This window comes from Synechococcus sp. MIT S9220, assembly GCF_014304815.1.
Taxonomy (GTDB): domain Bacteria; phylum Cyanobacteriota; class Cyanobacteriia; order PCC-6307; family Cyanobiaceae; genus Synechococcus_C.
Genome location: NZ_CP047958.1, coordinates 335508 through 357900, shown reverse-complemented (window position 1 = coordinate 357900; position 22393 = coordinate 335508). Strand labels below are relative to the sequence as shown.

Below are 22393 nucleotides of genomic sequence, written 5' to 3'. Positions count from 1 at the left end.
CCGCCCAAGCCTGAGCTGCTTATAGCAGTGGCCTGACCTGCTGATCAGCGGTCAGTCACCATCCGTTTTCCACAAAGCCTTCATCTGCGTAGCTGACAGCTTCAAACGCCGTGATTAGGTTGCGAATTGAGCCCGTTTCGCAACGTCGATACAGCTCAGAGGGTCGGTAACGAGCTGTCAGACAGCGCCGCTGCTGTCCTTCGCACCGCCCCCGCGCAGTAGAGGAGCCGACCGGCATGACCACACTCAGAAGCCACCCTTCAGCGGAATCCGGTGATGCGCAACGCTTCGGGCAGCGACCCGAACGCGTCCGGGAAACGGATCATTATCAGCAGGAATACATTGAGCAATTCGCAGACCGCTGGGATCGCCTGATTGATTGGGATGCCAGGGAAGAAGCTGAAGGCAACTTCTTTGTGCGCCTACTGCACGAGCACGGCGCCCGCTCGGTCCTGGATGTGGCGACAGGCACGGGCTTCCATTCCGTCCGTCTGCTACGCGAGGGCTTCGATGTGGTGAGCGTGGATGGCAGCCCCAACATGCTTGCCCGTGCCTTCAAAAACGCCCGGGAACGCGATCTGCTGATGCGCACGGTTCATGCGGACTGGCGCTTTCTGAACCGCGACATTCACGGCGAGTACGACGCCGTGATCTGCCTGGGTAACTCATTCACCCACCTGTTCCGCGAACGAGACCGTCGAAAGGCCTTGGCCGAGTACTACGCGGTGCTGAAGCACAACGGCATTCTGATTCTTGATCACCGCAACTATGACCGCCTGCTGGAGGGAACCTCCACAAGCGGCAAGAGCAATGTCTATTGCGGTAAAGACGTTGAAGTGGGACCGGAACACGTTGACGATGGACTGGCCCGTTTCCGTTATGCCTTCAGCGATGGAAGCACCTATCACCTGAACATGTTCCCGCTGCGGCACGGCTATGTGCGGCGCCTGATGCGAGAGGTGGGCTTCCAGCGGATCACCAGCTATGGCGACTATCAACGCGGCCACGATGATCCCGACTTCTACGTGCATGTCGCTGAGAAGGAATATCTGTTCGACACCGACATCACAGCGATCTGAGCGATGACGAGCACCTATTCCGAAGCAGCCAGCACCGCGGCCAACTACTACGACAGTGATGATGCCGATCGGTTTTACGCAGGCATCTGGGGCGGCGAGGACATTCACATCGGCCTTTATGAGAGTGCGGAGGAACCGATCGCAACCGCAAGCCGTCGCACTGTCGACGCCTTAATCGCCTTGATCGGCCAGCCTCTTCCCCCGAACCAAGCGACCACGCTGAGGGTGGTGGACTTCGGGTCTGGCTACGGGGGAGCCGCTAGGAGACTCTGCAGCAGCCCTGGGATCCGGGTGGATGCCATCAACATCTCCGCCGTTGAGAACAACCGACATCGGCTGCTCAATCAAGAGGCCGGTCTCTCTGAGTGCATCACCGTTCACGATGCTTCCTTCGAGGCAGTTCCCCTCCCCGATGGCTGCGCCGATGTGATTTGGAGTCAGGACGCGATTCTCCACTCCGGTGACCGACGGACAGTGATGCAGGAAGCAGCACGTTTGCTGAAACCTGGTGGCGTGATGGTGATGACCGACCCCATGGCAGCCGATGGTGTCAATGCTGATTCACTGACGGCGATTCTCGATCGCATTCACCTTGCGGATCTCGGATCATTAGAGCGGTATCACCGCTGGGCTACCGAGGCAGGGCTAACGCGTACGGCATGGCATGACCGCACACCGATGCTGATCGAGCACTACAACAGGGTCCGCCTGGAGTTGCGACGACGCCGTGAGGATTTGGAACGCAGCATCACGCCGGCTTATCTGGAGCGGATGGATGCCGGGCTAGGCCATTGGGTTGATGGTGGCCAGTCAGGGAAGCTCAGCTGGGGCTTGATGCGTTTCAGTAAACCCCTGAACTGATGGAGCCAATCTCAGAGGAGACCCCATCTTCGAGCCACTCACCGATGGAGGTCGTCCATCAACTGATTCAGGACTGGAGCCTCGAACCCCATCCAGAGGGTGGCTGGTTCCGTGAGCTCTATCGGAGCTCTTCACGGGTCACCCGTGCCGATGGCCAGCAACGAACAGCCATCACCAGCATCCTCTACCTGCTGGATGCAGGGTCCAGAAGCCGTTGGCATGCCGTGCATCAGGCCGATGAGGTCTGGACCCATCTCCAGGGAACACCCTTGAGTCTCTGGACTCTTGAACCGGACGGAGGCCAAGCCATGCAGCATGTGCTCTCGATGCACAATCCTGTTCACGTGGTGCCCGCTGGCCACTGGATGGCCGCACGCGCGGAGGGGCAGTACTCCCTGGTGAGCTGCTGTGTCGGACCAGGTTTCGACTTCAACGACTTCGAGATGCTTCGGGACCGACCGGCTTCTGAACAGCCTTCAGGGGCCCTGAGCGAGCTGATCTGAGCTCTCTTACGCTCGAACGAGAGAAAGCATTCCATTGGGCAGCAGTTTCGGCACCCTGTTCCGCATCAGCACCTTCGGCGAGTCCCATGGCGGCGGGGTCGGCGTGATCCTGGAGGGTTGCCCGCCACGACTGGAACTCGACGTGCCAGCGATTCAGGCCGAACTAGACCGGCGCAAACCAGGCCAGAGCAAAATCACCACACCGCGCAAGGAAGCCGATCAGGTGGAGATCCTGAGCGGTGTCATGGATGGCATGACCCTGGGCACACCGATTGCCATGGTGGTGCGCAACAAAGATCAACGACCCCAGGATTACCAGGAGATGGAGGTTGCCTTTCGACCCTCCCACGCCGATGCCACCTATCAAGCGAAATACGGCATTCAGGCGCGCAGCGGCGGCGGCAGGGCATCGGCGCGCGAAACGATCGGCCGCGTGGCGGCTGGTGCCATTGCCAGGCAGTTGCTGAGCAAGGTCCATGGCACGGAGGTCGTGGCCTGGGTCCGGCGCATTCATGACCTCGAAGCAACGGTGGACATCAATGCTGTGAACCGCGAAGCCGTGGAAGCCAACATCGTGCGATGTCCGGATGCTGCGATGGCCGATCGGATGATCGAGCGGATTGAGGCGATCGGCCGCGAGGGCGACTCCTGTGGAGGTCTGATCGAATGCGTTGTACGCAGGCCTCCTGTGGGCCTCGGAATGCCTGTGTTCGACAAGCTGGAAGCGGATCTGGCTAAGGCGGTGATGTCACTACCCGCGACCAAAGGGTTCGAAATCGGCTCAGGTTTCGCCGGCACACGGCTGAAAGGAAGCGAGCACAACGATGCCTTTCTGCCCAGCGACGAAGGCCGGCTGCGCACAGCCACCAACAATTCCGGAGGAATTCAGGGAGGCATCAGCAACGGCGAGCCGATTGTGATCCGGGTGGCCTTCAAGCCCACCGCAACGATCCGCAAAGAGCAGCAAACAATCAACGATCGCGGACAGGCCACCACCCTCGCCGCGAAAGGTCGACATGACCCGTGTGTGCTGCCCAGAGCCGTGCCGATGGTGGAGGCCATGGTGAATCTGGTTCTGGCCGACCACCTGCTCAGACAACAGGGTCAGTGCAGCCTCTGGTGAGGCTGCACTTGGTGATTCAGCTGCGAGCCGGAGACGTAATGCCGCTTCCGCTCCCCAGCTGAGCTGCGGCCTTGGCCATGCGTCCGGCCACTGACCCGGATGCCGATGACTTGGTGGCCTTGCGGGCACGACGAGCCGAGCGTGGCTTGCTCGCAGTGCTCACGGTTGTCGACGTTGTCGTCGTCTTTTTGGCGGCTCTCGTCGTGGCCGGCTTGCGTGAAGCGGATTTCTTCACGGAAGTCTTGGCGACTGCGGCTTTCGCTGCGGGAGCCTTGGCCGTGGAAGCCTTCACTGCAGCCCGCTTTTTGGCAGCGGGCTTTTTGGCCACAGATTTCTTGGCCGCAGGCTTTTTAGCGGCAGGCTTTTTGGCAGCTGACTGACGTGCAGGCTTACCAGGGGACTGGCGGTTGCGATGGCTCAACACCATCACCCACTCCTCATCGCTGAGTGAAGAGGGTTTGCTGCCATGGGCATTGGCCAGCTTGGCGGCCTTTTCAATGTCCTGAATGAGATTGACCCAGGAGGTTGAGAAACGCTTGTCGGACTGCGAGCGAGCCCCGCTTTCGACCAGAGTCTCCACGACGCCGGAGGCGGTGACCTTCTTGCGACGTCGATTGAAAATTTCCTTCTGCAACTGAGCGATCAAAGCATCAGCTTTGTCGCTCAACTTGATGGATAGCTGAGACATTGTTCCTGAAACATCTCTCTTATCTGTAGCAGATGGGTCTCATCGCTACCACTCATGCGCCAATCCAGGCGGCAAGGGAGGGATCAAAATCATTGTTTTCGAACACAGTTCGACCAAGCGCGATGGCGTCATATCCAGCATCGAGCCAGGAGTAGAGGTCACCGGCACGCAAGCCTCCAGCAGCAATCATGAAAGGGAGATTCCCCATCGGCGCAGCGATCTGACGATAAAAGCTGCGCCCAACCACGCTTGCCGGAAACAACTTCACCAAACGGCAACCCAAATCACAGGCTTGCCTGATCTCGGAGGGAGTCATCACACCTGGGACCAACAAAAAATCAAGCTGCTTCGCTTGTTGCTGTAACTCCCGATCCAACAGCGGCGACATGGCGTAGCTGAATCCAAGCTCAGCAACCTGCTGCAGAGCCGATTGCTGCGTGATCGATGCCGCTCCAAGGGACAGACGTGGATGACGAGACCTCGCTGCGATCACAAGATCACGCCAGCGGGGATGATCAATCCATGCGATCTCTACATGCTGAACACCCGCCTCTACCAGCTGATCGAGCTGACGGCAGAGACGGGTGGTGAAAAAAACTGCCTCCAGATCAATGCGTTCTGGACGCAAAACAACCAAAAGGGGTTGGATCCGCAACGAGCGAATCAACCCCAGATCAGTTTCAGACGTATTCGGCAATACGGACATCACTGCGAATCAGCAGTTCCTGAAACTCTTCTGCATCCACAGTTTCCTGGTCCACGAGCATGTCTGCGAGCTCATCGAGCACAGAGCGGTTGTCGACAAGAACCTTGGTGGCACGCTTGTAGGCCAGAGCAACAAGATCAGAAACTTCTTCGTCGATGGTTGCCGCAGTGTCTTCCGAGAAGTCACGTTCAGCCGCGATATCACGTCCGAGGAACATGCCTCCCTGGGAACGACCAAGCGCTACAGGTCCGAGTTTGTCGCTCATCCCGAAGCGGGTGATCATTTGTCTTGCAGTTGAAGCAACTTGCTGGAGGTCATTGGAAGCACCTGTGGTGACTTCGTCTTCTCCGTAGACGATCTCTTCAGCAACACGACCGCCGAGCGCAACGGCCATCTGGTTCTGCAGGTAAGTGCGGGAATACAGGCCTGACTCCATCCGCTCCTCACTGGGAGTGAAGAAGGTCAGACCACCGGCATTTCCACGGGGAATGATCGAAATCTTCTGAACCGGGTCGTAGTCAGGCATAAGGGCACCAACCAGAGCATGACCGGCCTCGTGATAGGCAACGAGCCGCTTACGGCGATCACTCATCACGCTGTCCTTTTTCTCAGGACCCGCCATCACCCGCTCGATGGCATCACTGATCTCGTCATTACTGACTTCGCTCAGATCACGCCTGGCAGCAAGGATTGCAGCTTCGTTCAGCAGGTTGGACAGGTCGGCCCCCGTATAGCCAGGAGTTCGGCGAGCCACCTTGTCGAGGTCGACATCTTTGGACAACGTCTTGCCGCGAGCATGCACTCCGAGGATCTGTAGACGACCTGCGTAGTCGGGTCGATCCACCGTGACCTGACGGTCAAAACGTCCCGGACGCATCAGAGCTGAGTCGAGGACATCAGGGCGGTTGGTGGCCGCAACAATGATGATTCCGGTATTGCCCTCGAAACCATCCATTTCGGTGAGCAACTGATTCAGTGTCTGTTCACGCTCGTCATTGCCGCCACCCATGCCAGCTCCACGCTGGCGACCGACCGCATCGATTTCGTCAATGAAGATGATGCAGGGTGCGTTTTTCTTCGCCTGTTCAAAAAGATCACGAACACGGCTCGCACCAACGCCGACAAACATCTCGACAAACTCCGAACCGGAGATCGAGAAGAAAGGAACGCTGGCCTCACCAGCCACAGCTTTGGCAAGCAAAGTCTTACCGGTACCTGGAGGGCCGACCAGCAGAACACCTTTAGGGATCGTGGCTCCTACAGCGGTGAAGCGGTCAGGGTTCTTGAGGAAGTCAACGACTTCAGTGAGTTCGAGCTTTGCACCTTCAACACCCGCAACGTCACCAAACGTGGTTTGCGTGGAAGGCTCCATTTGCACACGAGCCTTGCTTTTGCCAAAGTTCATGGCCTGATTACCACCGCCGCCACCGGACTGGGCACGACGGAAGAGGAAAAACAACCCACCCAACAACAGCAAGGGGAAGATCAGGCTTGAAGCGGCCTGCTGCCAAGCGCCGGGCTGGCGCGAGGGCTGAACAGCGATATCAACGTTGTGATCGGTGAGCAGCTTGAGGAGGTCCTTGTCGGGCGCCAGATTCACCTCAGCGCGGCGACCATCGGTCTCGACAACCTGAGCTGTACCACGATCGGGTGAAAGAAGCACTCTGCTGACCTGATCTTCCTGGACCCTCTCCACAAAATCGCTGTAGCGAAGTGAGCGTGCCTCGGGTTGAGGGTTGCCGGCGCCACCAAAGAAAGCCGGTGCGATGACAACGATCGCGAGCACGAGGAGGGCACCAAGGCCGATGTTCCGCCAACGTTTGTTCAAGGGTCTTCCGCCTCTGATGAAGGAATGTTAATAGGTAGTTGAGAGCTCAGGTGGACCGGAGTACATCCACGACGCTCTTGAAGGCAAACCACTCGGGGATCTCTTCACCGCTGCGCAGCATCTTGCGGAACTGAGTGCCGCTGAGCTTCTTGACATGCAGCCCTCTGGCCTCGGCGTGTTCCGCGGTGACGTAGCCCTCCTCCTCGGTGTAGACGAGGTTGAGAGAGGGCACGGTTTCCATGGTGAGCTCAGGCGCACACTCCTTGGCAAAGTTCTGAGCGTCGTAGGGACCGTAGAAGTCATCACCGCTCAGGGAAGACTTACAGCCGGCCATGTCACGCCCAATGATGAAGTGGGTGCAGCCGTAATTACGGCGAATGATCATGTGCTGCAAAGCCTCACGGGGGCCTGCCATATGCATGGCGTAGGGCAGGTAAGCCCAGCGGATCCGAGCGTTATCCACCTCGGCCGCAAGTCGCTCGTAGGTCTGGAATCGAACAGCTCCAGGAATGTCATCCTGCTGGGTGGGCCCGCAGGTTGGATGCACGAGCACCACTGCGTTCTCACTGACGTTGCTGGCATGCAGGGCCCGAGTGAACAGCTCGTAATGGGCTCTGTGGATGGGATTGCGACACTGGAAGGCCACAACGTCCTCTCCTTCAGGGAGGCCAGCACGGACCTCAGCCGGGGTTTTGCAGGGGAACACACGCGACGGCAGTTCAAGGCCCTGAATCAGACCACCGAGGTAGAAACGGCGACGCTCTGTGGCGATCATGCGCACAGCCGGATGTTCCAAGGATGTGGTGCCGTAGCAACCCTTGGCCTCAATGACCTTGTCTGGCTCCCACTTGTCCTCAACGGTGAGCACAGCAAGATCCTGGCCCTTGTAGGTGAGCAGAATCTTCTGCCCGACCGTGATGTCCTCACGGTCGGTGTCCATCACGATCGGCAGTCCGAAGAGATACCCCGAGGTGGTGCGGTTCCCGGCCACCACGGCGTCGTAATCGGCCTGGTGCATGAAACCCCTTTCAGGGGAGAAGCCACCGACCACCAGCAGCTCAACGTCACAGGCATTGCGATCGGAGCATTCGATGCTGCTGCTGGCTGAGGCCTTCACTGCAGCTTTGTCACCCTCTGGAACCATCAAATCCACCAGGGTGCCGCCATAGGGAGCGATCACACCGGTCTGAGAGGAAGGGGAGCTGGCAGTCATGACAGGCCGGAGTGGATTGGAAAGACGGCGCGATTCTCCCAGACAACAGCCTGAGACTTCAGCGAAAAGGGGTCACAACAAAAAAGGGGCCGAAGCCCCTCGTTGCTGAGCGAACTGTTTTGAAGCAATCAGGCTTCTTCCAGCTGGCCGTAAAGCTCTCCGGTGATCTTCACGTCAACAACTTCACGACCACCCATATCTGAGTCGGAAGGCTGAATGGCGGAGAACACTCCAGCGAATTCGCCGGTTTCGGGATCGACTTTGGTGATGGACAGGCTCATCACACCCTGACCGTCGATGTAGCGCTTCTTGTTTTCCTTATCGAGCTTCTGGTAATCACCACCGAGGCCGATCAGACCCTGGGGATAGTCCACACCGGTTGTGAGAGCACGACCCTTGGGATCGATGAAGTTACTGGTGCGGTAGCTCGGTGTGCGGTACTCACCTTCGAAGTCCGTGCTGGTGGTGATGGCAGCGCCCTCAGCCTCAGCCTTGAGGTTCTTGCTGGAGAAGGTGAACGGGAACTCCTCACCACCGGGAACCAGAACGGTGATGGGCTGGAAGTCAATACCGCCTTCTTCTTTGAAGGAGAGGCCGTTCTGACCGACAACGAGGTCTCCGTAGACCTGGTCAAGACTTGAGGTGTAACGGGTGAGGATCTTGCCCTCAACGAACTGGGCTTCCTGACGCTTATTAGCAGGCTCACCTTTGACGAAGACCTGGCTGGGATGCATGCAGATCGCAGTCAGCTGATAGTCGTTGCCGGGAGTCAGCGGAATGGAACCACGTGCGGATTCAGGCAGCGTGGGGCAATCATTCGCCTTGCCGGTGTTACGGATGTCGTCGTACGTGATGTTCGAGCGATCAACTGCCTGAGCATCTCCGCTGCAGGCAGTGACGAAGGTCAGACAGAAAGCCAGCACAAGGGCCAGCAGAGGACGGATGCGCATGGAGGAAAAGCCGAAACGCCGGCTGTAGACGAAGTCCACCGGACAGGCGGATCTTACAGGTGTCAAACGGCCGCACCGGCTTGCCTTTTGCACGTCTCAACAACGTGAAGTGTTCTCCATGCAACACAACGGCAGTGAAACCATCCAGGACGATGCGTTTCGGGCAAGCCTTCAGGAACCGCCCAAAGCTGTTCGCATTGCTTAAAACGATGGATCGCAGCAGCGGCTGGCCCTCTATCGCCCGCCTGCAACTGCGCACATGCATCGACCTTCTTGAGCAGGATCCCGCCGATATGGCTGCTTGGTCAAGAGGGATGCTTGATCAAGAGGGCTGCTTGATCTCTGACAGTCGGTCCAGCAAGCGATGAGACAACACGAGCTTGTCTTCGAGGGGACAGACCTGATGGCGATCGCCTGGACCCAAAAGCCAGCCGGCGTTCTGATCACTGTCGAGCCCCTGACCGATTCGGTCGACAGGATTGACCATCAACAGATCACAGCCCTTGGCCTGAAACTTTCGGCGGCCGAGCTCAAGCAGTTGCTCATCGGTTCCTGTCAGGGCGGCAAAACCCAGCACAGACTGACCCGCGGGGCGCCTGCTCACCAGTGACTGAAGCAGATCAGGCACTGGCTCCCAACCACCCTCCAGCGACTCAATCAGCTGGTCTTTCGGCAGCTTCTCAACATCAGTGGGACTGGTACGGCGCAAATCGGCGACAGCAGCGCACATCAACACCGCATCTGCTTTCGGCTGCAGCTGTTGGATCCTGTCGTCCATGGCGGCACTTCCCACCACTGCATGACACTGCAGACCTTCCAACCAGGACGGTGGAACTTGCAGCGGGCCATGCACCAAATCAACGGTGGCACCGCGCAGATGAGCGGCCTGAGCCAACAAAACACCCATGCGGCCACTGCTGCGGTTAGAGAGAACGCGGACACGGTCCAAAGCTTCCAGAGTTGGCCCGGCGCTCACCAGCACATGTCTCCCGCGCCAGTCGGATTTGAGGTGGCCCTCAGCATCGGCTTGCAAGAGGGCGCTGGCGGCAGCCAGTTCAATCCTGACGGGATCAGCCATACGGCCCGTACCCAGACGATCACAGGCGAGCAGACCCCCCTCAGGCGCCAGGGGCAGCACTCGAGGATCGTCTAGCAGAAGGCCCCAGTTGCGCTGCACAGCTGGGTGTGTCCACATGGCTGTGTTCATCGCTGGCGCCGCCACAACTGGGCACTCACAAGCCAGAAGAAGGCTGGCCAGCAATCCCTCACCATCACCCTGCACCCAGCGGGACAGTGATGTTGCACTGAGCGGGGCCACCACCACGAGATCCGCCCATTCAGCCAGTTCGATATGCAGTGGGCGAGGGCACGCAGGGTCCCACTGGTCGGCGTCCTGCAGGCAGGGTTGACGACTGAGCGTTGCCAGAGCCACCGGGCTCACCAAACGGGCAGCACTTTCAGTGAGCACACAGCGGACCTGAGCCCCGGCCTGCACAAGCGCACTGACCAACAGCGGAGTCTTGACAGCCGCAATACTCCCAGAGGCAGCGACCAGCACCCGTCGTCCTTTGAGTAGCCCCGGCATTGGCTCAGTCCTCGTCGAAGGGTTCCTGATCGATCAAATGGACGTATGGAGCGGTGAGCTCCGGTCGATGAATGGCGAGGGCTCTCAAGAGATGCCAGTCATTCAGACCTTCAAAGGGGGTTGGGTAGTCGTCGTACTCCAAACGGCGCGCCAGTGTCGCAACAGCTGCCTCATCAAATGAAGCCAGTCGCTCCGGAGTGATCAGCATGCAGGCATGAAGCACTGATGATCATTTTGCCTTCGAGTGCGTTGGAAAACCGGCGCTAAGTTGCTCTGTCCGGGGAATTAGCTCAGCTGGTAGAGCGCTGCGATCGCACCGCAGAGGTCAGGGGTTCAAATCCCCTATTCTCCATCGAGGTCTTATGAGATCAAGGTTGAATTGGAGTGCTGATGCGGAACAGTCGCTCAAGGAAGTTCCTTTTTTTGTGCGACCAGCCGTTCGCCGCAGAATTGAATCAATGGCACAGGAGTGCCAGCTCGACTTCATCGATTCAGCGTTTTACGCCGAAGCCAGGGCGAAATTTGCGAAGCGCTGAATCATGATCAGGCCCACGCTTGGCTATCGACAGGCGATCAGGCCTTCACTGCTGCTGGCGCTCAGCATCACGGCCTGTCTTTCAGTGCTCGTCAGACCTTCCGCTCTTTTGACCTACGGTCTGATTCTTTTGGCAGGTGGCCTTTCCCGCCGCTGATTAACGCACTTGAGAGCGTTCATTCAGGCCATGCGGTAAAAGAGAGGCTGAGAAAGCCACGATTGATGTCTCAGTCGAAAAGAGAACAGGTAGTGAGCCATCTGCGCTACATCCGCCAGGAACTCCGCGAAATGCATCAGGGCGTCATGGAAGACGGCCTGCTGCCAGAAGCCGGTGAAGTGCGAGGCGTCATGGCCCAAATGGAAGCGCTACTTGAACTACTCGAAGGCAAAAGCTCTCGCAAAGCAAAAGCTGAATCCAACTGAATCTTCAAGTTTCCACTTGCCAAGCAGAGCTGTTCAGGCTTTTCTGCGAAAACAACCAGGTCATCAACCGGACAATTTTGGGCTTTTTGCATCAAAAGCCTCAATATGTAGCGGTTGATAGAGGCAAACACCCCATAGATGGTGTATACATTGAAGTGCAGGGTTCGGGCCGGGTGATGGGGATCATCGGTGGTTGTCCCTGCCTCTCTTTGAAGAGGTTGCAAAGTTGACAGCGCGTCTTCAAGCAACTCGACTTCAGCGAACATTCGGAGAAGCTGCGACCAGGCTGGACCTGTGGGCGACGAATCCATGGAGACGAACATCACTCCTGCTCATCGCGCTAACAGGAAGTTTCATGATCGGGAACGGCGTTGCTTCCGTCTCTGGTGCTCTCAATCTGATGGACCCTGTGGCAGCGATGCTGACCGTGGGGCTGATGGAACTGATGGTGAGAGCGAGAAGGCACTGGGCCAAAGATCGCGGCAGTCACTTAGGTCGACAATTGCTCGACATGACACGAATTGGGCTGCTTTATGGCCTCCTACTAGAGGGATTCAAGTTGCTTTAATCCGCTTCAAGTGATTGAAGGCGCAGACAAAACTGTTTGGCATCCATACGCTGAATTCAGATTGTCAAGGTTGTATCCATGGCTGGAGAGCATTACTACCTCGAGCTGGATCCACCCGAAGAGCGTCTGAGACACGCGCCCCACGTCGTCATTGTGGGCGGCGGATTTGCGGGTGTTCGTGCCTGCAAGGCTCTGGCCAAGGCAGACGTTCGCATCACCCTGATCGACAAACGCAACTTCAATCTGTTCCAACCTCTGCTCTATCAGGTTGCGACGGGACTGGTCTCCAGTGGTGATGTAGCGACTCCGCTGCGGCAGCTGGTTGGACGCCAAAGCAATGTGCAGGTGTTGCTTGGTGAAGTCACTGAGATCAAGGCTGAAGACAAGCAGATCATCTTCAGCGGCAAGGCCTACAGCTATGACCACCTTGTGCTGGCAACAGGATCGGGAAGCACCTTCTTCGGCCATGAAGAGTGGCGGACCTTTGCCCCACCGATGAAAATTCTTGAACACGCCGAGGAGATTCGGCGGCGTCTGCTGATGGCCATGGAGCAGGCCGAACAGACTCCTGACCCTGAGGCACGTCGTTTCCTGCAGACCGTCGTGATCGTTGGAGGAGGGCCCTCCGGTTGCGAAATGGCTGGGGCCGCTTCGGAGCTGATGCGCAATGCCATGCGCAAGGAATTCCGCCAGCTGAATCTGGAAGACACCAGGATCGTTGTGGTCGACCCAGGCGACCGCGTACTGAGAGCGATGCCGGAAGAGCTATCTCAGGCTGCACAGAAAACTCTGTCGGCTCTCGGTGTGGAGTTTCTGTTCAAAGGGCGTGTGCAGAGCATGCAACCCGGTGAAGTGATTGTGGGAACGCCGGATGGTGAGCTCAAGCTGCAGGCAGCAACCGTGATCTGGACCGCCGGAGTACGGCCATCTCATCTCGGCCGCAAGTTGGCGGATTCCGTGGGCTGCAAGACGGACCGTGCTGGCCGCGTGATTGTGGAGCCAGATTTCTCCATGAAGGATCATCCCGAGATCCGGGTGGTGGGCGATCTCTGCTGCTACAAGCACACTCGAGATGGAAATCAGCTGCCTGGAATGGCAGGACCTGCAACCCAGGCCGGAGGGTTTGTGGGCAAAGACATCGCCGCAATTGTGGCCGGAGGTTCACGGCCGAACTTCAGCTGGTTTGATTTCGGCAGCATGGCCGTACTGGATCGTGTCGATGCGGTCGCAGACTTGCGTGGATTCAAATTCAAGGGCGGTCTTGGCTGGCTGCTTTGGGCCGCTGCTCACCTCGCCTTCATGCCCAATGAGGAGAATCGCTTCTCATTGCTCCTGAAATGGATCTTTGCGGTGGTCTCTCAGGCCAGAGCTTCGATGTTGCTGACGGGCATGCCTAGTCAGCACATGGGCTTGGACGCACCGGATGCTGCGTTCCCGATGGCACCAGGAGTAGGCCCATCCATCTCAGAGCCCGGAGCAGCACTGAGGGCAGCGATGGACTACTACTCCAATCAGGTTTCCGGTCTTTCGCCTCAACCCAAAGCAGGAGAGTCCACAGAGGATTCAGCCGCTGCCATCAAATAAAGCAAGGCCATCCTGATTGGGATTCCATTGCTCACCTGACTCTCCACCAGGTTGGCGTTCAGGTCATCAAGCAGGGCCCCACTCATCTCGACCCCCCGGTTGACCGGGCCAGGGTGCAGTACCGGGATTGAGGCTCCGCATCGAGCCAATCGCTCATGGCTGAGACCGTAATCACGGTGGTAACGATCAAGCCCACTGAGCAGGTGCTGACGCATGCGTTCCTTCTGCAAGCGCAGGGTCATCACCGCATCCGCCCCCTTGAGTGCGGCATCTAGGTCGCGGCAGATCGTCAGCGACCCGCGTTTGTCAACAGGATCGCTGGCCTGGCCTGGAGGTGGTTCAGCGAGGAAATCGGCGAACGCATCTGGCAGCAAAGTGGGCGGACCGCAGAGCACGACCTCTGCGCCACAAGCCGTCAAAGCCCAGAGATTCGAGCGCGCCACACGTGAGTGCAGGATGTCTCCCACGATCACAATCCGACGACCTCGCAAAGCCTCGGGGCGCGGATTGCTGGCATCAAAGTGATGAGCAAGCGTATAGAGATCCAGCAGTCCTTGACTGGGGTGGCTGTGCAGGCCATCACCGGCATTGAGGATCACGGTGCGCTCACCCGTGCGCTCCAAAGCTTCAGCCAGCTGCCGAGGCACACCAGTACAGCGGTGCCTCACCACCAGCATGTCGGCGCCCATCGCCACATAGGTGCGGGCGGTATCGAGCAGTGATTCCCCCTTGCTGAGCGAACTACTGGAAGGCGAAAAACTGGAGACGTCTGCAGAAAGGCGCTTGGCAGCCAGCTCGAAACTGCTGCGGGTCCGCGTGCTGGGCTCAAAAAAGAGGGTGGCCACCAAGCGACCCTGCAGCGCAGGCAGGCGACGAGCACCTGTGGCCGGCATCGATCTGAAGCGATGGGCCAACTCCAGAACAGTCGCGAAGTCCTCTAACGAAAAGGCCGCGAGATCAAGGATGTGTCGGTGTGTCCAGGCGCTCAACTGGCCTCACCTCACTGGAACCCATCGTAGAGGCGCACAGCTCAGCTGCCCAGCGTGGGTTGGGTCGCAAGGCTTCACTGGGTTTCGGGGAACGATCCCCGCGAGCCCGTTTGCTAACGCTGCGACTGGCCTGCAGGTACCAGCGCAAAGGCAGCTCTTCGCCCTGACTGATCCCGATCCGGGTGGTGGTGACCACAGCAGGTTCACTCAGCTCGGCGGGGCGAGAGGCCAACCAGAGATCACCGCCTCCACAGACCGACAAAGCATCACAACGGCGATCGATTCCGAAACGGCGGGCCAACAGGCCCGGTCCGGCCGCAACCCGCTCGGGTTCATCGGGAAGCGCCACAGCCCTCAACAAGACTCCATTCGCCCAGTCAGGACGGTCGGTCACCACATTCACGCAGTGGTGAATGCCATAGCTCACGTACACGTAGAACCGACCAGGCTCACCAAACAGCGTTTCGTTCTGCGGTGAACGGCGGCGGTAACCGTGACAGGCAGGCTCATCCTGCGAATACGCCTCCGTTTCCACAATCACGCCCCAAAGCAAACATCCATCTGCCTGACGTTTCACCAGCCGGCAGCCCACCAGCTCAGGTCCCACTACCTCAGCAGGGCGGCAGAAGAAGGTCTGGGGCAGCACTGGGCAATTGGAAGTAATGAGCTGAGTGACGATGAGTGTTCTTTGAGCAACAGCGTCAATGCGCTTCCTGCAGCTTCGCAGTGGAGATTCAGGTGCTTAGGCCGATTGCAAAAATTCCGAAACAATTGGCGATTGGCAGCATGATGGCCCCCGACCAAGACGTCAGGGCAACAGCAAGCGCGCGCAGAACCTGGCAGCCTGAAAGCATTGGTCAATGTCACGGATGAATCCTGCGCTTCAGCAACGGCGTGAGTTCTGCTTTCTGGTGCTCGCCGGGCTGTTTCTAGGGACGCTGGGCATGCTCAACATTCTTGGCCTGACCCGTTTCCTTGAACTAGGGCACATTGGTTCCTGGCCAGTTGTGGTGGCCGTGGGTGCTCTGCCTTACCCGATCACCTTTCTCTGCACGGATCTGATCAGTGAGCTCTGGGGCGAGAAGAGGGCCGCGCAGGTGGTTTGGGTTGGCCTGCTGCTCAATGGCTGGGTCGTGCTGATCCTTTGGCTGGGAGGAGTTTTGCCCGGAGTGGAAGGCGCGCCTGATGCCACCTTCTTCGACATCCAACGCCTGGCCTTCGGATCAGTCATCGCCTCCATGGCTGCCTATCTGACGGCTCAGTTCGTGGATGTGCGCATGTTCCATTTCTGGAAAAGGGTGAGCAAAGGCAAGGCACTGTGGCTGCGCAACAACGGCTCCACGCTGGTGAGCCAGTTGGTGGACACCAGCGCTGTGGTGCTGATCAGCCATTACGCCTCGGGCGTTCTCCCCGTGCGTCCGGGCGAACCGGTGGCTCCGCAACTGATCTCGTTCATCGCCAGCGGCTATTTGTTCAAGTCGGCCGCTGCACTAGCGGACACCCTGCCATTCATCTGGATCACTGGTCGACTGAGACAGTGGCTTGAGATCCCCCACAGCGGCAGTGAGATCGGGGGCGATGACGATCCCTGCATGCAAGTGATGACAAGCACCAATCCGCTGTCAGGCTTGGAGAAACCGATCTAAAGCCAGCTCTCACGATCGATCATCAAGCCAACGCCACGTTCGGCATGCCATCCATCCTCCCCGGCCCGGCCGCTAACAACGACGCCATTCGCCTGGCCCTGCAGAGCTGGCCTGACGTTGATCAGTACCTGCAGAGCTGCAAAGGAATCATTGTTCCGCTTGGATCCACTGAGCAACACGGCCCGACAGGAGCCATCGGCACCGACGCCCTGACCGCCGAAGCCGTAGCACTTGAGCTCGGACGGCTGAGCGGCGTCCTGGTCACACCGGTGCAAGCTTTCGGCATGGCCGAACACCATCTTGGATTTGCAGGCACCATGAGCCTTCAGCCCGCAACCTTGCTGGCTGTGATGCATGACCTTGTGATCTCACTGGCCACCCACGGCTTCGAGCGGATCCTTGTGGTGAACGGTCATGGCGGCAACATCGCCACAAGCAAGGCAGCCTTCGCTCAGGCCTATGGCACCGCAGCAAGCCGCAACCTGGAGGTTGCCCCGCGTTTGCGCTGCAGGCTGGCGAACTGGTTCATGGCCGGTCCGGTGATGAGGCGAGCCCGTGAGCTCTACGGCGACCGCGAAGGACAGCACGCCACCCCCAGCGAGATTGCCGTCACCCTGCATCTCCACGACAGCCTGATCAGCAAGCAGAGATCGCTGCCAGATCCAGCACCCTGCGGATCAATTCATGGGCCTGTGGACTTCCGCCGCCGCTACCCCGACGGACGCATGGGATCAGACCCTTTTCTGGCCAGACCAGAACACGGCCAGGAGCTCTTGAACACGGCAGCGAAGGCGTTGCGCGAGGATCTGGAAACTTTTCTCGCCGCTGCATGAGCAAGATCACCGCCGACGACGTGCGCAAGGTGGCCCATCTGGCCCGCCTCGATCTGCCTGAGGAGAAAATCACGACCTACACAGGGCAGCTCGAGCGGATTCTCGATTATGTGGATCAGCTCCAAGGCGTGGACACCGAAGGTGTTCCTCCCACCACCCGTGCGGTGGAAGTGGTGAATGCCACCAGAACAGACAAGGTGGAACCCACCCAGGTGCGAGAAGAACTTCTGGAACAGGCACCTTTGAGAGAAGGAGACTTCTTCCGAGTGCCAAAAATCCTGGCCGAATGATCAGCGAGAGGAAGAGGACGAACGCTTTGACTCGGTTTTAATCGCAATCTCATTAACGAATCCCAACCAGGGTCTTTGAAGCCGACGCAAAGGCATGAATCTGGCGACACGGCGCATTTTTCCCCTACGGCGTTTATGGCTACGAACACCAACAAGAATGTCGTAGAGAAAGTTATATCCATCGCGACGTGTTTCAAAAATCCCCAGCCGCTGCGGGGAGCCTTTGGAATCCAACAAAGGCTTGGTTGCCTCATAGGCAGGTTTGTAATCAAACCAGGGAATCGATGGCCATAGATGATGGATGAGGTGATAGTTCTGACCCATGATCAACCAATTCATGAGCCGGCCTGGATAGATCCTGGAGTTCTTCCAGCGATTACGCGATGTAAAAGGTCGGTGGGGTAAGTAATCAAAAAACAGTCCCAGAGTCACTCCAACCATGAGAGCTGGAGCAAACCAGCAGTTGAAGACAAAGGGAAGAAACTGAAATTTGGCCGCAGCAACAACAATCACCAGAAAGACACTGCGCTCGAGACCCCACTGCATCAATTCCCAGCGCTTCCACAATCTGCGCTGAAAGAAAAACCACTCGTGATAGAAAAATCGTGGAGCGATTAACCACAGAGGTCCGAAGGTGCTCACGATGTGATCCGGATCATTATTGGGATCATTCACATGGGCGTGATGCTCGAGATGAACCCTGGTGAAAACAGGGAAACTGAAGCCGAGCAACAGTGCTGAGCCATGCCCCATGGCCTGATTGATCCAGGGAACAGGATGCGCTGATTTATGGCAGGCGTCATGAATGACGGTGCCCTCTAAGTGCAGAGCCAGAAAACCGGTTGCCAACAACACTGGTAGGGGCCATCCCGCCGCAAACCAACCCCAGATGGTCAGTGCGGCCAGCACATAACCACCAAGAAACAACCCCACGGTGAGGTTCAACGCAGCAGGTGGTGCCAAGAATTCCCTCGGCACAGAGCGCAGGCGAGTCTGGGCGCCTTGCGTTGCAGGTTGTCCGAGGGCCTGTGTCATCAACGAGGGGAGATTGGCTGACCGCAGTAAGTGGAACCAAATTAGGGAAACGGATGCCCACCGGGGGACTTGAACCCCCACGACCGAAGCCACTGGTACCTAAAACCAGCGCGTCTACCAATTCCGCCAGATGGGCAGGTTGCAACTCTAGGCAGGCAACCAGAATGCACCCAGACATGCTGCTTCCTTGATGCTGGCCACAATCGCTGGAGACCTTTGTCTGCTGTTGGGCCTGGCGGTCCTGCTGCTGCCATTGCTCGCCACGGAACTGAGTCGGCCCAGAGACGGGATCTGGGGAGGCATTGTGCTGCTGCTCGGCCTGGTTTTGGTCACCAGTAGTGACCGCCTGCGCGGTGCACCGATGCTCGCCGTCATCTGCAGCGCGTTGCTGATCAGTCGACTCGGCGCAGAGGTGGCCCAATCACGCTGGCAACGACTCAGCCAAGAGGAGCAACAGCGACTGCAGTCAAAAGAACGTTGGGCGACGAGCGCGCAACAGCTCAGCACGTCGGTCACCACACTGCTGACCAATCTGCAGGCTGCTATCGGCAGCCTGAAACCCGAACCACCTGCTGACAATCGTGAAGAGGGCAGTAGCCGCAGCGGCAAACGCTGGGTTCGCCCTGAGGACTCCAATCAGCCAGACACCACGGAGGACGCACTTTCAACAACCCTGGAGAAGCCCAAGGAAGCAACGGCACCCAACTTGGCCAGCGAGGACGGATAATTCCGTCTGCAGCTGCCCAACCGTGAGCAAGGAGACGCGCGACGCCAACGCCGAAGGACGTCCCTCCTACAAGGACACGCTCAACCTGCTGCAGACCAGCTTCGGAATGCGCGCCAATGCCGTGAAGCGAGAACCAGAGCTGCAGTCGTTCTGGAGTGAGAACGGGATCGACCTGAAGCTGGGCCTGCAGAACTCAGGGCCGATCTTCACCCTGCACGACGGACCGCCTTACGCCAATGGCCCCCTGCATATGGGCCATGCCTTGAACAAGGTTCTCAAAGATGTGATCAACAAATATCAGATCCTGCGAGGACGCAAGGTTCGTTACATCCCTGGCTGGGACTGCCATGGCCTACCGATCGAACTGAAGGTGCTGCAGTCGATGGATCAGGATCAGCGCCAAGCGCTCACACCGATCAAGCTGCGCAAAAAGGCCGCCGCCTATGCCCGCAAGCAGGTGGACGGCCAGATGAAAGGGTTTCAGCGTTGGGGGATCTGGGCCGACTGGCAAGAGCCTTACCTCACCCTGCAAAAGAACTACGAAGCGGCCCAGATCAAGGTCTTCGGCGAGATGGTGCTCAAAGGGCACATCTACAGGGGTCTCAAACCGGTGCATTGGAGCCCCAGCTCGCAGACAGCACTAGCAGAGGCAGAGCTCGAGTACCCCGATGGCCACACCAGCCCCAGCGTTTACGTCGCCTTCCCGGCGGTTGAACTACCCGCACCGCTGCGCGACGCCCTCAGCACAGAGGGCATCGAATTGCCCGGTGATGCCGACGCACTCGGGAAGACCCTTCAGGTGGCGATCTGGACCACAACCCCCTGGACGCTTCCGGCCAACCTGGCGGTCTCCGTCAATGAACGCCTGGACTATGCCCTCGTCGACGATGGTGAGGGGCGGCTGCTTGTGGTGGCCGCTGACCTGATCGACTCCCTCGCCACAACGCTGGAGCGACCACTCGTCCGCAAAGCCACGGTGAAGGGAGCGCTGCTTTCCGGACTGACGTACCGCCATCCCTTGCTGGACCGCACCAGCCCCGTTGTGATCGGCGGTGAATACATCACGACGGAATCGGGCACAGGCCTCGTGCACACGGCACCAGGCCATGGAGTCGACGACTTTCACACAGGCCAGAAAAATGGCCTACCTGTTCTGTGCCCTGTCGACGAAGCTGGCACGCTCACGGACGAGGCGGGACCCTTCGCCGGTCTCAATGTCTTGAAGGACGCCAACCCAGTGATCATCGACGCGCTCGAGACGGCAGGAGCACTGCTGAAGCAGGAGGCCTACGGACACCGCTACCCCTATGACTGGCGCACCAAAAAGCCCACGATCTTCCGTGCCACCGAACAGTGGTTCGCCTCCGTCGATGGCTTCCGTCAGCAGGCCCTGGATGCCATCGATCGAGTCGAGTGGACACCCGCTTCAGGTCGAAACCGCATCGAGGCGATGGTCAAGGAACGGGGCGACTGGTGCATCTCCCGACAGCGCACCTGGGGTGTGCCGATCCCCGTCTTCTACAACCGCAGTGGAGGCGACGTCCTGCTCAACGCCGACACCCTCGCGCACATCGAAGCGCTGATCGCCGAACACGGTGCCGATGTGTGGTGGGAAAAAGACGAAGCTGATCTTCTGCCTCCCGCCTATGCCGATCAGGCTGAGCAATGGCGCAAAGGCACCGACACCATGGATGTGTGGTTCGACTCCGGCTCCAGTTGGGCCGCAGTCTCCAACCAACAAGAGGGCCTTGGCTATCCCGCCGATCTGTACCTGGAGGGCTCTGACCAACATCGCGGCTGGTTCCAGAGCTCATTGCTGACATCAGTGGCAGTCAATGGTCATGCTCCCTACCAGCGAGTGCTCACCCACGGTTTCGCCTTGGATGAAAAAGGTCGCAAGATGAGTAAATCGTTGGGCAACGTTGTTGACCCGATGGTGATCATCGAGGGCGGCAAGAACCAGAAGCAAGAACCTGCCTACGGCGCTGATGTGCTGCGCCTGTGGGTGAGCTCGGTTGACTACTCCGCTGATGTGCCGATCGGTGCCGGCATCCTTCGCCAACTCGCGGATGTCTACCGCAAGGTGCGCAACACCAGCCGCTACTTACTGGGCAACCTCCACGACTTCAATCCAGCCGACGACGCCATTCCTGTGGAGAAGCTGCCGTTGCTGGACCGCTGGATGCTGCAGCGAACTGCGGAGGTGATGGATGAGATCACGGAAGCGTTCGAGAGCTATGAATTCTTCCGCTTCTTCCAACTACTGCAGAACTTCTGCGTGACCGACCTGTCGAACTTTTATCTCGACATCGCCAAGGACAGGCTCTATGTGAGCGCACCCTCCGACCGACGACGAAGGAGCTGTCAGACCGTGATGTCGCTGATCATCGAACGACTGGCTGGTCTGATCGCTCCTGTGCTGTGCCACATGGCCGAGGACATCTGGCAGAACCTGCCCTACGAGGTAGAGGAGACATCGATTTTCCAGCGCGGTTGGCCAACTGTTCCAGCCGACTGGCGCAATCCCAGCCTCAGTGAACCGATCCAGCGATTGCGAGAGCTGCGTGCTGCGGTGAACAGAGTTCTGGAGGACTGCCGAAGCAGACAGGAACTGGGGGCATCGCTGGAGGCAGCCGTCAGAATCGAAACTCGCAATCCAGAGCTGGAGTCAGCCCTCAACTGGTTGAACGAGAACGGCGATGCGGAGGCTGATGGTCTGCGCGACTGGCTGCTGGTCTCTCAGCTGCAATTAGGAGGAGAGCCCTGGGCCGAACTCCTCGCCGACCAGACGGACGACACCGCGATCATCGAGGTGAGCAGAGCCCGTGGGATCAAATGCGAACGCTGTTGGCACTACGAGAGTGATGTGGGCCAGCACACCCAGCATCCGACCCTGTGCGGGCGCTGTTGCAATGTTCTGAATCGTCGCTGATCACCAGCTGGCCTGAGCCAGCAGGTCTTCCGGATTCACAGGCCCGACAAGCCTGGTTTCGCCGGAGGGGTCCAGCGGGCCCTGCAGCAATTCCGCCCAATCCAAGCGCGTGCCATCGGGGAGAACCGATGCATCTGGATCAAAGGCTGTGGGATGGGTCGTGCTGCTGCTGAAGCCACGAAAGATCAACAGTTCAAACGGCTCATCCAACACAAACCCGTGCAACCTCACCACCCGATCAGGGCTCAGACGCGTGCGCTCTTCCAGCTCCTGAACGAGGGCGGTGGATTCCATG

General features: G+C 58.6%; 26 protein-coding genes and 2 tRNA genes. 15 read left to right on the top strand and 13 right to left on the bottom strand.

The features are described 5' to 3' along the window. Positions 1–55: 55 nt before the first annotated feature. Positions 56–238, bottom strand: a complete 183-nt coding sequence (locus tag SynMITS9220_RS01730; protein WP_186990336.1) for a hypothetical protein — start codon at positions 236–238, stop codon at positions 56–58. On the opposite strand from SynMITS9220_RS01730, the gene SynMITS9220_RS01725 reads away from it, so the two are divergent. From SynMITS9220_RS01725 to aroC, 4 genes are read left to right on the top strand one after another with little or no spacing between them, the layout of a single operon-like run. Then, the gene (locus SynMITS9220_RS01725; protein WP_067098624.1) at positions 237–1079 is read left to right on the top strand and encodes a class I SAM-dependent methyltransferase; all 843 of its coding nucleotides are present in this window, start codon (positions 237–239) and stop codon (positions 1077–1079) included. The genes SynMITS9220_RS01730 and SynMITS9220_RS01725 overlap by 2 nt on opposite strands. A 3-nt stretch (positions 1080–1082) precedes the next feature. Next, on the top strand, positions 1083–1940 hold the full coding sequence (locus SynMITS9220_RS01720) for a cyclopropane-fatty-acyl-phospholipid synthase family protein (protein WP_186990334.1): 858 nt from the start codon (positions 1083–1085) through the stop codon (positions 1938–1940). Positions 1941–1984: 44 nt separating this feature from the next. Then, entirely contained in the window at positions 1985–2443 is a 459-nt protein-coding gene (locus SynMITS9220_RS01715) for a cupin domain-containing protein (RefSeq protein WP_186990332.1), read from the top strand. Between the two features lie 34 nt (positions 2444–2477). Then, complete coding sequence (aroC, locus tag SynMITS9220_RS01710) at positions 2478–3566, top strand: chorismate synthase (protein WP_186990329.1); 1089 nt, start codon at positions 2478–2480, stop codon at positions 3564–3566. 16 nt (positions 3567–3582) lie between these two features. On the opposite strand, the gene SynMITS9220_RS01705 is transcribed toward aroC, so the two are convergent. The 7 genes from SynMITS9220_RS01705 to SynMITS9220_RS01675 form a co-directional block, all read right to left on the bottom strand. Further along, positions 3583–4254, bottom strand: a complete 672-nt coding sequence (locus tag SynMITS9220_RS01705; protein ID WP_186990326.1) for a hypothetical protein — start codon at positions 4252–4254, stop codon at positions 3583–3585. Between the two features lie 52 nt (positions 4255–4306). Next, on the bottom strand, positions 4307–4960 hold the full coding sequence (locus tag SynMITS9220_RS01700) for a bifunctional 4-hydroxy-2-oxoglutarate aldolase/2-dehydro-3-deoxy-phosphogluconate aldolase (RefSeq protein WP_186990324.1): 654 nt from the start codon (positions 4958–4960) through the stop codon (positions 4307–4309). Next, positions 4935–6788 (bottom strand): ATP-dependent zinc metalloprotease FtsH, encoded by a 1854-nt coding sequence (gene ftsH, locus SynMITS9220_RS01695; protein WP_115126881.1) that lies wholly within the window; start codon positions 6786–6788, stop codon positions 4935–4937. Before ftsH ends, SynMITS9220_RS01700 begins: the two co-directional genes overlap by 26 nt. A 46-nt stretch (positions 6789–6834) precedes the next feature. Continuing rightward, positions 6835–8001, bottom strand: coding sequence for a sulfate adenylyltransferase (sat, locus tag SynMITS9220_RS01690; protein ID WP_186990323.1), 1167 nt, complete (start codon positions 7999–8001; stop codon positions 6835–6837). 128 nt (positions 8002–8129) lie between these two features. After that, positions 8130–8951 (bottom strand): photosystem II manganese-stabilizing polypeptide, encoded by an 822-nt coding sequence (gene psbO / locus SynMITS9220_RS01685; protein ID WP_115126883.1) that lies wholly within the window; start codon positions 8949–8951, stop codon positions 8130–8132. 322 nt (positions 8952–9273) lie between these two features. Next, the gene (gene coaBC, locus SynMITS9220_RS01680; RefSeq protein ID WP_186990320.1) at positions 9274–10536 is read right to left on the bottom strand and encodes a bifunctional phosphopantothenoylcysteine decarboxylase/phosphopantothenate--cysteine ligase CoaBC; all 1263 of its coding nucleotides are present in this window, start codon (positions 10534–10536) and stop codon (positions 9274–9276) included. Positions 10537–10540: 4 nt separating this feature from the next. Continuing rightward, positions 10541–10744 (bottom strand): DUF2555 domain-containing protein, encoded by a 204-nt coding sequence (locus tag SynMITS9220_RS01675; RefSeq protein ID WP_186990318.1) that lies wholly within the window; start codon positions 10742–10744, stop codon positions 10541–10543. 71 nt (positions 10745–10815) lie between these two features. On the opposite strand from SynMITS9220_RS01675, the gene SynMITS9220_RS01670 reads away from it, so the two are divergent. The 6 genes from SynMITS9220_RS01670 (at position 10816) to SynMITS9220_RS01645 (ending at position 13646) form a co-directional block, all read left to right on the top strand. Then, a tRNA-Ala gene (locus SynMITS9220_RS01670) sits at positions 10816–10888 on the top strand. A 22-nt stretch (positions 10889–10910) separates the two neighbouring features. Then, complete coding sequence (locus tag SynMITS9220_RS01665; protein ID WP_186990317.1) at positions 10911–11072, top strand: PCP reductase family protein; 162 nt, start codon at positions 10911–10913, stop codon at positions 11070–11072. 3 nt (positions 11073–11075) lie between these two features. After that, positions 11076–11228 carry a hypothetical protein gene (locus SynMITS9220_RS01660; protein WP_170951895.1) on the top strand — a complete coding sequence of 51 codons (153 nt, stop codon included), beginning with the start codon at positions 11076–11078 and terminating at the stop codon, positions 11226–11228. A gap of 65 nt (positions 11229–11293) precedes the next feature. Next, positions 11294–11494: a hypothetical protein gene (locus SynMITS9220_RS01655; protein WP_186990315.1), complete on the top strand. Its 201-nt coding sequence runs from the start codon at positions 11294–11296 to the stop codon at positions 11492–11494. Positions 11495–11849: 355 nt separating this feature from the next. Then, the gene (locus SynMITS9220_RS13490; protein WP_369818483.1) at positions 11850–12062 is read left to right on the top strand and encodes a DUF565 domain-containing protein; all 213 of its coding nucleotides are present in this window, start codon (positions 11850–11852) and stop codon (positions 12060–12062) included. A gap of 78 nt (positions 12063–12140) precedes the next feature. Further along, complete coding sequence (locus SynMITS9220_RS01645) at positions 12141–13646, top strand: NAD(P)/FAD-dependent oxidoreductase (RefSeq protein ID WP_186990313.1); 1506 nt, start codon at positions 12141–12143, stop codon at positions 13644–13646. Here the strand turns inward: SynMITS9220_RS01645 and SynMITS9220_RS01640 are convergent. Beyond that, the gene (locus tag SynMITS9220_RS01640) at positions 13595–14635 is read right to left on the bottom strand and encodes an aspartate carbamoyltransferase catalytic subunit (RefSeq protein WP_186990311.1); all 1041 of its coding nucleotides are present in this window, start codon (positions 14633–14635) and stop codon (positions 13595–13597) included. The genes SynMITS9220_RS01645 and SynMITS9220_RS01640 overlap by 52 nt on opposite strands. Further along, complete coding sequence (locus SynMITS9220_RS01635) at positions 14604–15281, bottom strand: DNA-3-methyladenine glycosylase (RefSeq protein WP_255483178.1); 678 nt, start codon at positions 15279–15281, stop codon at positions 14604–14606. The genes SynMITS9220_RS01640 and SynMITS9220_RS01635 overlap by 32 nt, the downstream gene beginning before the upstream one ends. Before the next feature lie 223 nt (positions 15282–15504). Between SynMITS9220_RS01635 and SynMITS9220_RS01630 the strand changes: the two genes are divergently transcribed. Genes SynMITS9220_RS01630 through gatC form a run of 3 tightly spaced genes read left to right on the top strand, consistent with a single transcriptional unit; the run spans position 15505 to position 17404 of the window. Then, complete coding sequence (locus tag SynMITS9220_RS01630; RefSeq protein ID WP_186991725.1) at positions 15505–16281, top strand: queuosine precursor transporter; 777 nt, start codon at positions 15505–15507, stop codon at positions 16279–16281. A gap of 44 nt (positions 16282–16325) precedes the next feature. Then, positions 16326–17114: a creatininase family protein gene (locus tag SynMITS9220_RS01625; protein WP_186990309.1), complete on the top strand. Its 789-nt coding sequence runs from the start codon at positions 16326–16328 to the stop codon at positions 17112–17114. Then, a complete protein-coding gene (gene gatC, locus SynMITS9220_RS01620; protein ID WP_115126893.1) occupies positions 17111–17404 on the top strand; it encodes an Asp-tRNA(Asn)/Glu-tRNA(Gln) amidotransferase subunit GatC in 294 nt (97 codons plus the stop codon). The genes SynMITS9220_RS01625 and gatC overlap by 4 nt, the downstream gene beginning before the upstream one ends. On the opposite strand, the gene crtR is transcribed toward gatC, so the two are convergent. Further along, positions 17405–18439, bottom strand: a complete 1035-nt coding sequence (gene crtR / locus SynMITS9220_RS01615; RefSeq protein ID WP_186990307.1) for a beta-carotene hydroxylase — start codon at positions 18437–18439, stop codon at positions 17405–17407. A 54-nt stretch (positions 18440–18493) separates the two neighbouring features. Beyond that, positions 18494–18575 (bottom strand) — tRNA-Leu (locus SynMITS9220_RS01610). A gap of 54 nt (positions 18576–18629) precedes the next feature. Here SynMITS9220_RS01610 and SynMITS9220_RS01605 point away from each other — a divergent pair. Both SynMITS9220_RS01605 and ileS read left to right on the top strand, forming a co-directional pair. Beyond that, positions 18630–19166, top strand: coding sequence for a Ycf66 family protein (locus SynMITS9220_RS01605; protein ID WP_186990305.1), 537 nt, complete (start codon positions 18630–18632; stop codon positions 19164–19166). 22 nt (positions 19167–19188) lie between these two features. Further along, on the top strand, positions 19189–22098 hold the full coding sequence (ileS, locus tag SynMITS9220_RS01600; protein ID WP_186990303.1) for an isoleucine--tRNA ligase: 2910 nt from the start codon (positions 19189–19191) through the stop codon (positions 22096–22098). Here the strand turns inward: ileS and SynMITS9220_RS01595 are convergent, their stop codons facing one another. Further along, positions 22099–22392 carry a hypothetical protein gene (locus SynMITS9220_RS01595; protein WP_186990302.1) on the bottom strand — a complete coding sequence of 98 codons (294 nt, stop codon included), beginning with the start codon at positions 22390–22392 and terminating at the stop codon, positions 22099–22101. It lies immediately after the preceding gene. Between the last annotated feature and the right edge of the window lies 1 nt (position 22393).